The sequence below is a fragment of the Streptomyces sp. NPDC093085 genome, from assembly GCF_040683935.1.
Lineage (GTDB): Bacteria > Actinomycetota > Actinomycetes > Streptomycetales > Streptomycetaceae > Streptomyces.
Map to the genome: position 1 here is coordinate 627,178 of NZ_JBFBFB010000001.1, position 10,782 is coordinate 637,959.

Genomic DNA, 10,782 nt, shown 5'->3' on the forward strand with positions numbered 1-10,782 from the left:
GCGGGTTAACGGCGATGGTCTTGCCCCCGTGTGCACCTCGGCCTACGTTCTCCTCCTACGTGCCGTCTCTACGTGCGTAGAGACGGCCGGGAGCACCCGCCGAAGCACCCGCGGAAGGAGCAGCCCGTGGCCCGAGTCGTACGTGCCGCGCTCGTCCAGGCGACCTGGACGGGCGAGACCGAATCCATGATCGCCAAACATGAGGAACACGCCCGTGAGGCGGCCCGGCAGGGCGCGGAGATCATCGGATTCCAGGAGGTCTTCAACGCCCCCTACTTCTGTCAGGTGCAGGAACCGGAGCACTACCGGTGGGCCGAGCCCGTCCCCGACGGGCCGACCGTCACCAGGATGCGCGAGCTGGCCAGGGAGACCGGGATGGTGCTCGTCGTCCCGGTCTTCGAGATCGAGGGCTCCGGCTTCTACTACAACACCGCCGTGGTGATCGACGCCGACGGCTCGTATCTCGGCAAGTACCGCAAGCACCACATCCCGCAGGTCAAGGGGTTCTGGGAGAAGTACTACTTCAAGCCGGGGAACGCCGGCTGGCCGGTCTTCGAGACCGCCGTCGGCAAGGTCGGCGTCTACATCTGCTACGACCGCCACTTCCCCGAAGGGTGGCGCCAACTCGGCCTGAACGGCGCGGAGATCGTCTACAACCCGTCGGCCACCTCGCGCGGACTCTCCAGCTACCTCTGGCAGCTCGAACAGCCCGCCGCCGCCGTCGCCAACGAGTACTTCGTCGCCGCGATCAACCGCGTCGGCCAGGAGGAGTACGGCGACAACGACTTCTACGGCACGAGCTACTTCGTCGACCCGCGCGGACAGTTCGTCGGCGAGCCCGCCAGTGACAAGTCGGAGGAACTCGTCGTACGGGACCTGGACCTCGGGCTGATCGACGAGGTGCGACAACAGTGGGCGTTCTACCGGGACCGGCGCCCCGACGCGTACGAGGGGCTGGTGCGGCCATGAGCGACCTCTTCGACCGGCACCGCGCCGTCCTCCCCGACTGGCTCGCGCTCTACTACGCCGAACCCATCGAGATCACCCACGGCGAGGGCCGCCATGTCTGGGACGCGGCGGGCAACCGCTACCTCGACTTCTTCGGCGGCATCCTCACCACCATGACCGCCCACGCGCTCCCCGAGGTCACCAAGGCGGTGAGCGAGCAGGCGGGCCGGATCATCCACTCCTCCACGCTCTACCTCAACCGCCCGATGGTCGAACTCGCCGAACGCATCGCCAAGTTGTCCGGCATCCCGGACGCCAGGGTCTTCTTCACCACCTCCGGCACCGAGGCCAACGACACCGCGCTGCTGCTCGCCACCGCCCACCGGGGCTCCTCGCAGATCCTCGCGATGCGCAACAGCTACCACGGCCGGTCCTTCTCCACCGTCTCCATCACCGGCAACCGGAGCTGGTCGCCCACCGGGCTCTCCCCGCTCCAGACGCTCTATGTGCACGGCGGCGTCCGCAACCGGGGCCCGTACGCGGGCCTCACCGACGAGCGGTTCATCGAGGCGTGCGTCGCCGACCTGGAGGACCTGCTCGGCCACACCCGTACCCCCGCCGCGCTGATCGCCGAACCGGTGCAGGGCGTAGGGGGGTTCACCGCGCCGCCGGACGGCCTGTACGCCGCGTTCCGCGAAGTCCTCGGCCGGCACGGCATCCTGTGGATCAGCGACGAGGTGCAGACCGGCTGGGGCCGCACCGGCGACCACTTTTGGGGGTGGCAGGCGCACGCCGAGAACGGGCCGCCCGACCTGCTCACCTTCGCCAAGGGCATCGGCAACGGCATGTCCGTCGGCGGCGTGGTGGCCCGCGCGGACATCATGAACTGCCTGGACGCCAACTCCCTTTCGACCTTCGGCGGCAGCCCCGTCACCATGGCCGCCGGCCTCGCCAACCTGTCGTATCTCCAGGAACACGACCTCCAGGGCAACGCCCGCCGGGTCGGCGGTCTCCTCATCGAGCGGCTGCGGGCGATCGGCGCCGGGGTCGACGCGGTACGCGAGGTACGCGGCCGGGGGCTGATGATCGGCATCGAGCTGGTCGACCCGCTGACCGGAGCGGCGGCGCCGGAGACCGCCGCCGCGGTGCTCGAAGCGGCCCGCGAGGGCGGGCTGCTGCTCGGCAAGGGCGGCGGCCACAACACCAGCGTGCTCCGGATCGCCCCGCCCCTCACCCTGACCGTCGCCGAGGCCGAGGAAGGCGCCGCCATCCTCGAACAGGCCCTGCGCACCGCCTGATTCCGCCGCGCCGGACCGCCAGGGCCCGGTGCCGCCGGACCACCGACCGTACGCAAGGGAGCGCCACCGCCATGAGCAGCAGCACCCGCACCCTGATCCGCGGCGGACTCGTCGTCACCGCCGCGGACGAGCTCCACGCCGATGTGCTGGCCGAGGACGGCAGGATCGTCGCCCTCGCCGCGCACGGCTCCGGCCTCGCGGCGGGATGGACGGCCGCCCGTACGATCGACGCCACCGGCAAGTACGTCATCCCGGGCGGCGTCGACGGGCACACCCACATGGAGATGCCGTTCGGCGGCACCTTCGCCGCCGACACCTTCGAGACCGGCACCCGCGCCGCCGCCTGGGGCGGCACCACCACCATCGTCGACTTCGCCATCCAGTCCCCGGGGCAGTCGCTCAGGGAAGGGCTCGACGCCTGGTTCGCCAAGGCCGACGGCAACTGCGCCATCGACTACGGCTTCCACATGATCATGTCGGACGTCAACGAGAGCTCCCTCAAGGAGATGGACCTCCTCGTCCAGGAAGGCGTCTCCAGCTTCAAACTCTTCATGGCGTACCCGGGCGTCTTCTACAGCGACGACGGCCGCATCCTCCGTGCCATGCAGCGCGCCGCGCACAACGGCGGCCTGGTCATGATGCACGCCGAGAACGGCATCGCCATCGACGTCCTGGTCGAGCAGGCCCTGGCCGCCGGGCACACCGACCCCCGCTACCACGGCGAGGTACGGAAGGCCCTGCTGGAGGCCGAGGCCACGCACCGGGCGATCCAGCTCGCCCGGGTCGCGGGGGCGCCGCTCTATGTCGTCCATGTCTCCGCCGAGGAGGCCCTCGCCGAACTCGCCGCCGCCCGCGACAAGGGGCTCCCCGTCTTCGGCGAGACCTGCCCGCAGTATCTCTTCCTCTCCACCGACAACTTGGCGGAGCCGGACTTCGAGGGCGCCAAGTACGTCTGCTCCACCCCGCTGCGCCCCCAGGACCATCAGACCGCCCTCTGGCGCGGGCTGCGCACCGACGACCTCCAGGTGGTCTCCACCGACCACTGCCCGTTCTGCTTCACCGGCCAGAAGGAGCTGGGCCGGGGCGACTTCTCGAAGATCCCCAACGGCCTGCCCGGGGTGGAGAACCGGATGGACCTGCTCCACCAGGCCGTGGTCGAGGGCCGGATCAGCCGCCGCCGCTGGATCGACCTCGCCTGCGCCGCCCCGGCCCGGATGTTCGGCCTCTACCCGCAGAAGGGCACGATCGCCCCGGGCGCCGACGCGGACCTGGTCGTCTACGACCCGGAGGCCGAGCAGGTCATCTCCGCCGCCACGCACCATATGAACGTCGACTACTCGGCGTACGAGGGCAAGCGGGTCCGGGGCCGGGTGGAGACGGTGCTCTCGCGCGGCGTCCCCGTCATCGACAGCCGTACGTACGTGGGGAGTCCGGGCCATGGGACCTATCTGCCGCGCGGCCTCTGCCAGTACACGGGGTGAGCACCCGCCGGCGCCGCACTCGCGGCCGCCCCACCGGGACCCCCCTGCCCCTGCGGGCGGTGGAGCGGCACGACATCCTGCGGGAAGGTGAGCTGGCCGCCCAGCCAGGTCAGGGCGGCCGGCATCTCCCGTACCCAGGTCGGGAAGTTGTGGCTGCCCTGGTCGGGCAGGATCGACACGACCCGCATCGGCGGCTTCACGGCCCTGATGAACGCCCGGGTCTGCGGATAACCCCGCTCGCCGTGCTTGCTGTTGGCGACCAGCACGGAGACCCGGGGCACGGGCAGATGCCCCAGACGCCACATCAGATCGTGCTCCCGGACCCGGAGCGCCCGCCCGGGGCCGCCGCCGAAGAGATCACCGGTCGTCGGGTCGTCCGTCACCTTGTAGTCGGGGGAGAGCGCGGCGGCCGTCGTATACACCCCCGGGTCGCGCAGGGTGAGCTGGAGGGAGCAACTGCCCCCGGAGGAGTACCCCATGACGCCCCAGGCACTGGCGTCGCGCCCCACCCGGTACGCGGACTTCAGGGCCTCCGGGAGGTCCTTCGCGAGGAAGGTCTCGGTCTGCGGCCCGCCCGGCACATTGACGCACTCGGTGTCCCGGGGCGGGGCGATCGTCGGCCTGATCATCACCATGACGGTCGGCTGCATCCGCCCCTCCCGCTGGAGCCGCGCCGCGGTCTGCGGCACCCGCAGATACTGCGCCAGGTTGAAGATGGAGCCCGGGTAGCCGCTGAGCGCGACGACCACCGGGAAGCGCTGCCTGCCGTACGCCTTCTGGAAGTACTGCGGCGGCAGATAGACGAACGCCGGGTCGACCACGCCCGTCCTGCGGCCGACGATCTTCACCGACTCCACCCGACCGGTCACCGCCGGGGGCCCGGCGGGCAGCCCGCTGACCCGCCGCAACTGTTCGTCACCCGCCGGCTGGACCAGCGCCCCCGGCGCGGCGGCGCCGACCGCCTCCGTCCCCCCGGTGCCGCCTCCGGCGGCGAGGCCGGGCCCCGTCACGCCGACGTCCGCCGTGTCGGTCCTGCCCAGCAACTCGTCCCACGAGCCGAAGAACTGGTACGAGGAGTTCAGCGCGCACGCGCACGCGGCCAGGATCGTGAGCTGCGCGACCCCGATCGCCCCCAGCCGCCCCAGCACCTGCCAGACCCCGGGCCCGGCCAGCCGTGGCCAGAGCCGCACCAGCAGCGCCACACAGACCACGGCCGCACCCGCCGCCACGTAGACGGTCGTCTCGCTGGTCAGCCCCATGGCACCCGTCCTCGGTTTCCTCGCCCGTACGGTCTCCTTCACCCAGCAGGAAGGCCACCGACACCTGTCCGTTCCTCAGAGAACACGAACGGGGCAAAGACGTGGGTATTTCCTTACCTTCGCGAAAAGGTCTTTACCCTTCAATGACCCGATTCATGACCGGGCGTATGAGCCGACGGATCCGGGTCCGGGCCCGGGTCCCGCTCCGGGTTCCGCTCCGTCACCCAGGCGGAGATCCGCTCCGCGATCCGCGCGCCGTGGCGGGCCCACCGGACATGGTCGCCGCGTTCGCCCTCGGCCGGGTGCCAGTGCCAGCGCTGGACGGCGGCCGAGGGGAGCTTCGCGCAGAGCCGGTCGACCGCGCCCTCGGGCGCCAGCTCGTCCCCGGCCACCGAGACCGCCAGGACCGGCACCTTCACCTCGCCGAAGCGCCCCTCGTAGTCGAAGCCGGATCCGGCGGGCGCGAAGCGGCCGGTGCGCGCGATCCGGGCCCAGTCGCGCATCAGCGGCCCCGGCTGCCGGCCCCCGAAGCCGAGCCGGTGACCTGGCCAGTACCCCCACAGGGTGGAGACCAGGGCGATGAACTGGGTGGAGGCGAGGATACGGAACCGGGCCCGCCCCGGGAATCCCCGGAAGTCCACCGAGCCCGCAGCGACCAGCAGCAGTCCGTCGACCGCCGCCGGCTCCCTGGCCGCGTACATCACCCCGACCTGTCCGCCGATGGAGTGCCCCAGCGGGTAGAGCGGCACCCCGGGCCCGAACCGCTCCCGGGCCACGGTGAGCACGGCCGGCCAGTCCCGCCGGGCCAGTTCGTCGTACCCGTACCGTGCGCCGCGCCCCGGCTCGGGCCCGCTCTCGCCCTGTCCGCGCAGGTCGACGGTGAGGGCGGCGATCCCGAGCGCCGCCAGCTCCGCCCGGAACCGGTCGTAGTACGAGGCGACGACACCCAGCGCGGGCCAGATCACCACGGCCGCGCGCGGCGTCCCGGCGGGCATGGTGACCCGCGCCACCAGCTCCGGCACGGGAGCGGCGCCCGCCGCGCCCGCCGGTCCCGCCGCGCCCGCCGGTCCCGCCGCGCCGGCCGGGGCCGCAGGGCCCGCCGGGTCCGGCAGCGGTATCCGCCAGATGTCCTGCCCGGGCTGATCGCCCTTCATGGAGCCTCCTCCGGTCGCGTGTTCGTAGCCTCGTTGTACAGGGTTCGACACGGACCGTGTGGAAGGATCCGAGGATCTTCCGGCTCGCCCGCCCTGCCCTGGCCCCCGCCGGACCACTCCGCCTTCCTCTTCGACCCCCTCTCCGCCCCCCCTCTCCGAACACCCCTCTCCGAACACCCTCTCCGGCCCCCCTCTCCGAACCCCCCTCGGACCACCCTCTCTCGGACCACCCAAGGAGCGACTGCGATGGACTTCGGACTCGTCCTCCAGACCGACCCGCCCGCCTCCGCCGTCGTCGACCTCATGCGGCGCGCGGAGCGCAACGGCTTCCGGTACGGCTGGACCTTCGACTCGGCCGTGCTCTGGCAGGAGCCGTACGTCATCCACAGCCGCATCCTGGACCACACCACCGCCCTCACCGTGGGCCCGATGGTCACCAACCCGTCCACCCGGTCCTGGGAGGTGACCGCCTCCACCTTCGCCACCCTCAACGAGATGTACGGCAACCGCACCGTCTGCGGCATCGGCCGGGGCGACTCCGCCCTCCGCGTCGCGGGGCGCCGGCCCACCACCCTCGCCACCCTCGGCGAGGCGATCGGCGTCATCCGCGACCTCGCCGAGGGGCGCGAGGCCACCGTCGACGGCACGGTGCTGAAACTGCCGTGGGTGCGCGACGGCAAGCTGCCGGTGTGGATGGCGGCGTACGGGCCCAAGGCGCTCGCCCTCGCCGGACGGAGCGCCGACGGCTTCATCCTCCAGCTCGCCGACCCGTTCCTCACCGAATGGATGGTCAAGGCCGTCCGCACGGCGGCCGCCGACGCGGGCCGCGACCCCGACGCGATCACCATCTGTGTCGCCGCGCCCGCCTATGTGGGCGACGACCTCGCGCACGCGCGGGAGCAGTGCCGGTGGTTCGGCGGCATGGTCGGCAACCACGTCGCCGACCTGGTGGCGCGGTACGGGGCCCACTCCGGCCTCGTACCGGAGGCGCTGACCGCGTACATCGAACAGCGCCAGGGGTACGACTACAGCCACCACGGGCGGACCGGCAACCCGTCGGCCGACTTCGTGCCCGACGACATCGTGGACCGCTTCTGCCTCCTCGGCCCGGCGGAGGCCCACATCGAGAAGCTGAAGGCGCTGCGCGCGCTCGGCGTCGACCAGTTCGCCGTCTACGACATGCACGACGCGAAGGAGGCGACGATCGACGCGTACGGCGCCGAGATCATCCCGGCGCTCACGGACTGACCAGGAGCGACCCCGCCCTCGCGGCCCGGCCCGCGCCCGCACCCCGCACCGGCGCGGCCCGCACCATCGCACGACGCACCCCGCACCGCACGGCCTCGTTCGACGTCCCCCGACATCCGTTCGCGTACGAAGGGTTCCGTTGCCATGACCGCGACCGTACCGCCCGCCCCCTCAGCGCCAGGACCGGACACCGGCTCCCCGGGCCGCGTCGAGCTGCCGCCCGGCGCGGTGCCCGAGGACCCCCGCTTCGTCAACGCCGATCTGCTGCCCGTGCCGGTGGCGCGGCGGCGGTGGACCACCTACAACTTCGCCGCGCTCTGGATAGGCATGGCGCACAACATCCCGTCCTGGCTGCTCGCCTCCGGCCTGGTCACGCTGGGGATGGACTGGAAGCAGGCGGTCCTGACGATCGCGCTCGCCAATGTGATCGTGCTCCTGCCGATGATGCTGACCGGGCACGCGGGGCCGAAGTACGGCATCCCCTTCCCGGTGCTGGCCCGTGCCTCGTTCGGGCTGCGCGGCGCCAACCTGCCCGCGATGATCCGGGCGGCCGTGGCCTGTGCGTGGTTCGGGATCCAGACCTGGATCGGCGGCCAGGGCATCTTCGTCCTGCTCGGCAAGGTATTCGGCGGCTGGGCCGACGCCTCCCGGATCGGCGGCCAGCCCTGGACGCTCTGGCTCTGCTTTCTGCTCTTCTGGGCGCTCGAACTCGCCATCATCCACCGGGGAATGGACACCTTGCGGCGGTTCGAGAACTGGGCGGCGCCGTTCGTGATCGTCGGGGCCCTGGCGCTGCTGGTCTGGATCACCGTCAAGGCGGGCGGCCTCGGCCCGCTGCTGGACCAGCCGTCCCGACTGGGCTGGGGCGCCGCGTTCTGGCCGGTCTTCTTCCCCGCGCTGATGGGGATGATCGCCTTCTGGTCCACCCTGTCGCTGAACATCCCCGACTTCACCCGCTTCGGCGCGGGCCAGCGCGCCCAGATCCGGGGCCAGGCGCTCGGACTGCCCACCACGATGACGCTCTTCGCGCTGCTCTCGGTCTTCGTCACCTCCGGCTCCCAGGCGGTGTACGGCGCGGCCGTCTGGGACCCGGTCGAACTCGCGGCGAAGACGGACAACGTCTTCGGGCTGCTCTTCGCCCTGGTGACCGTACTGGTCGCGACCATCTCGGTGAACATCGCCGCCAACGTCGTCTCCCCGGCGTACGACCTCGCCAACCTCGCCCCGAAACTCGTCGACTTCCGTACGGGCGCGCTGATCACCGGCGTCGTCGGTGTGGTCATCATGCCGTGGAAACTCACCGCCACCCCCGAGCTGTACATCTTCACCTGGCTGGGGCTGGTCGGCGGGCTGCTCGGTACGGTCGCCGGCATCCTGATCGCCGACTACTGGATCGTCCGCCGTACGGTCCTCGACCTCGCCGGGCTCTACCGGCCCGGCGGACCGTACTGGTACCGGAACGGCTGGAACCCGCGCGCCGTCCTCGCCTTCGCCGTCGGCGGCGTGCTGGCCGTGGGCGGCTCCCACTCCGCGCCGGGAACAGGGCCGTTCCCCGAGGACGGGCTGATCCCCGTGCTCAAGCCGCTCGCCGACTACGGCTGGGCGGTGGGGCTCGCGGCCTCGCTGCTGGTGTATCTGCTGCTCACCACGGCGGGCGCGCGGAGCGTCCGCACCGGCGACGGGAGCTGAGGCGCCACGCGGTGGTACGCGTGCGGGGCGCGCGTACCACCACCGGCACCGGCCGGCCGGCCGACCGTGGAACCATGGTCACGACGTGTTCGACGGGGGCCGGTGGGCGAAACCGGCAGGCGAAAGTGGTGTGGGTGTGAGGCTGACGATTCTCGGCGGCGGCGGGTTCCGGGTCCCTCTGGTGTACGGCGCCCTCCTCGGCGACCACGCGGAGGGCCGGGTCACCCACGTCACCCTCCACGACCTGGACGCCGGGCGGCTCGGCGCCATCGCCCGGGTCCTCGCCGAACAGGCCGAGGGGATCCCCGACGCGCCCGCCGTCACCGCCACCACCGACCTCGACGAGGCGCTGCGCGGCGCCGACTTCGTCTTCTCCGCGATCCGGGTCGGCGGGCTGGCAGGGCGCGCCGCCGACGAACGGGTCGCGCTCGCCGAGGGCGTCCTCGGGCAGGAGACGGTCGGCGCGGGCGGTATCGCGTACGGGCTGCGCACCGTCCCCGTCGCCGTCGACATCGCCCGGCGGGTGGCGCGGCTCGCCCCGGACGCCTGGGTCATCAACTTCACCAACCCGGCGGGCCTGGTCACCGAGGCCATGGCGGCCCACCTCGGCGACCGTGTCATCGGCATCTGCGACTCGCCGGTGGGGCTCGGCCGCCGGGTCGCCCGGGTGCTCGGCGCCGACCCAGGACGGGCCTGGATCGACTACGTCGGCCTCAACCACCTCGGCTGGCTGCGCGGGCTCCGGGTCGACGGCCGCGACGAGCTGCCCCGGCTGCTCGCCGACCCCGCCACCCTCGGCTCCTTCGAGGAGGGCAGGCTCTTCGGCGCCGACTGGCTCCGCTCGCTCGGCGCGATCCCCAACGAGTACCTGCACTACTACTACTTCAACCGCGAGGCCGTCCTCGCCTACCAGCAGGCCGAGCTGACCCGCGGCGCCTTCCTCCGCGACCAGCAGGCCGGCTTCTACGCCGAGCTGACCCGCCCCGACGCCCCCGCGCTGGCCGCCTGGGACCGTACCCGTGCCGAGCGCGAGGCGACGTACATGGCGGAGAACCGTGAGGCCGCCGGGGCAGGGGAGCGGCAGGACGAGGACCTGGAGAGCGGCGGGTACGAGCGGGTCGCGCTCGCGCTGATGCGGGCCGTCGCCCGCGACGAGCGCGCCACGCTCATCCTCAATGTCCGCAACCGCACCACCCTCGCCGCGCTCGACGCCGACGCCGTGATCGAGGTGCCCTGCCTCGTGGACGGCAACGGCGCGCACCCCGTCGCCGTCGATCCGCTGCCGTACCACGCCACCGGTCTGGTCTGCGCGGTCAAGGCGGTCGAACGCGAGGTGCTGGCCGCCGCCGAGAGCGGCTCGCGCGCCCACGCCGTCGCGGCCTTCGCGCTCCACCCGCTGGTCGACTCGGTCACGGTGGCCCACCGGCTGCTGGACGCGTACCGCGCCGAACACCCCGGGCTCGCCTACCTCGGCTGACGGTGACACGGGCGCCCGTACGCGGCGGAGGCCGTACGAGGCAGGCCGTACGAGGCGGCCGTACGAGGCAGGCCGTACCGGCCGGGCCGTATCAGCCGGGCCGTGCGGGCCGTATAGGGGCGGGCGTCCGAATTGCCGTGCCGGGTTACCCGATCTTCATCGAATTCCCGGCCGGAGCACGGAAGTTCCTCTTGTCGCGCCCGTGTATGCGAAATACGGTCTGCGGTA

8 protein-coding genes are annotated in these 10,782 nt (G+C 72.2%); 6 read left to right on the forward strand and 2 right to left on the reverse strand.

Annotation, left to right across the window (positions count from 1 at the left end):
* Positions 1 to 126 precede the first annotated feature (126 nt).
* From AB0O07_RS02570 to hydA, 3 genes are all read left to right on the forward strand, one after another.
* Entirely contained in the window at positions 127 to 969 is an 843-nt protein-coding gene (locus AB0O07_RS02570; RefSeq protein ID WP_365625644.1) for a nitrilase-related carbon-nitrogen hydrolase, read from the forward strand.
* Positions 966 to 2,246, forward strand: a complete 1,281-nt coding sequence (locus AB0O07_RS02575) for an aspartate aminotransferase family protein (protein WP_365625647.1) — start codon at positions 966 to 968, stop codon at positions 2,244 to 2,246. The genes AB0O07_RS02570 and AB0O07_RS02575 overlap by 4 nt, the downstream gene beginning before the upstream one ends.
* 71 nt (positions 2,247 to 2,317) lie before the next feature.
* Positions 2,318 to 3,727, forward strand: a complete 1,410-nt coding sequence (gene hydA, locus AB0O07_RS02580) for a dihydropyrimidinase (protein ID WP_365625650.1) — start codon at positions 2,318 to 2,320, stop codon at positions 3,725 to 3,727.
* Here the strand turns inward: hydA and AB0O07_RS02585 are convergent.
* Entirely contained in the window at positions 3,691 to 4,986 is a 1,296-nt protein-coding gene (locus AB0O07_RS02585; protein WP_365625653.1) for an alpha/beta hydrolase-fold protein, read from the reverse strand. The two genes, hydA and AB0O07_RS02585, sit on opposite strands and share 37 nt — an antisense overlap.
* Before the next feature lie 140 nt (positions 4,987 to 5,126).
* Positions 5,127 to 6,140 carry an alpha/beta fold hydrolase gene (locus tag AB0O07_RS02590; RefSeq protein WP_365625656.1) on the reverse strand — a complete coding sequence of 338 codons (1,014 nt, stop codon included), beginning with the start codon at positions 6,138 to 6,140 and terminating at the stop codon, positions 5,127 to 5,129.
* A 246-nt stretch (positions 6,141 to 6,386) separates the two neighbouring features.
* On the opposite strand from AB0O07_RS02590, the gene AB0O07_RS02595 reads away from it, so the two are divergent.
* The 3 genes from AB0O07_RS02595 (at position 6,387) to AB0O07_RS02605 (ending at position 10,554) form a co-directional block, all read left to right on the forward strand.
* Complete coding sequence (locus tag AB0O07_RS02595; RefSeq protein WP_365625659.1) at positions 6,387 to 7,388, forward strand: TIGR03842 family LLM class F420-dependent oxidoreductase; 1,002 nt, start codon at positions 6,387 to 6,389, stop codon at positions 7,386 to 7,388.
* Between the two features lie 144 nt (positions 7,389 to 7,532).
* The gene (locus tag AB0O07_RS02600) at positions 7,533 to 9,077 is read left to right on the forward strand and encodes an NCS1 family nucleobase:cation symporter-1 (RefSeq protein ID WP_365625662.1); all 1,545 of its coding nucleotides are present in this window, start codon (positions 7,533 to 7,535) and stop codon (positions 9,075 to 9,077) included.
* Between the two features lie 136 nt (positions 9,078 to 9,213).
* On the forward strand, positions 9,214 to 10,554 hold the full coding sequence (locus AB0O07_RS02605) for a 6-phospho-beta-glucosidase (RefSeq protein ID WP_365625665.1): 1,341 nt from the start codon (positions 9,214 to 9,216) through the stop codon (positions 10,552 to 10,554).
* Positions 10,555 to 10,782 lie beyond the last annotated feature (228 nt).